Annotated in this window: 1 pseudogene; it reads right to left on the bottom strand. The window is 42.8% G+C overall.

The annotated features are described in order from the left end of the window. Window positions 1-1011 (bottom strand): annotated as a pseudogene (locus tag AZF08_RS19265) (serine hydrolase domain-containing protein); the annotation flags it as partial.

The raw sequence follows: 1011 nt of genomic DNA, 5'->3' as shown, positions 1-1011 counted from the left end.
ATATCGAGACACCGTTTGGAAGCTTAGTTTCATAGATTCCAAGACCATATCCGCCGATTTCAGCACTTCCTGTAGGAACTGTAGTAAGCATTTGTTTTAATTGCTGTTCCTTCAGTAATTTGCCACTGAGTAAGTAAGAGAAGAATTTGTTTAAGTCGTCAGCAGTAGAAATCATATCTCCAGCCGAGCTAGCTATACTTGGGTTATAATAAGTAACGTCTTTTAGCTCAYTTKCTCCGTCTGGTTGGACATATCCACGGGCATGCTTGGTGCCTGGAATAACGCTTGAATTGCCAGGTAGGAATGTATTCGACAATTCAAGCGGTTCAATAATCCGATTTTCAATCTCTTCCGCATAGCTGTTCCCGGTTACTTTTTCAATAAGRATACCCAGTAATACGTATCCTGTGTYTGAATAAGACCAGCCCTTTCCTGGGGCAAAGTCTGGAGGCAGAGAAAGCCCAATCTTCACTATTTCTTCAGCGGTATATGTTTTTTTAGTATTCATCATATCAGCGTCTTTTGACCTTRAGTATTCAGCGATACCACTTGTATGGTTCAATATCTGCCGGATAGTAATCTGGTTACCATCATATCCGTTTCCTTGAATGACACCAGGCAACCATTTTTCTTCAATATCTGCCGGATAGTAATCTGGTTACCATCATATCCGTTTCCTTGAATGACACCAGGCAACCATTTTTCRATGGAGTCGTCTAGATTCARGCGGTTCTCTCCAGYTAATTGAAGTACAACYGTTGCGGTGAACGTCTTCGTCACGCTGCCAATGCGAAAGCGAAAATCTRTTTTCATTGGTTTCTTGGTGCTCAGATTCGCTACCCCAGCGGCATAMCCCCACGTTTTTCCACCCTCAGAAGTTTTAGCAAGTATCCCYGGGWWTCCAAGTTGCAATGTATCCCGCATTGCTTGCTTGACGGAATTACGATCTCGCTCAGTGCTTGTGTGTGACGAACTAGATACATTTTGAGTGGGCTCTGCTTTTACAATTGA

This window comes from Bacillus gaemokensis, from assembly GCF_001590835.1.
GTDB lineage: Bacteria > Bacillota > Bacilli > Bacillales > Bacillaceae_G > Bacillus_A > Bacillus_A gaemokensis.
The sequence above is the reverse complement of the archived record's forward strand: the minus strand, read 5'-3'. Positions and strand labels throughout refer to the sequence as shown.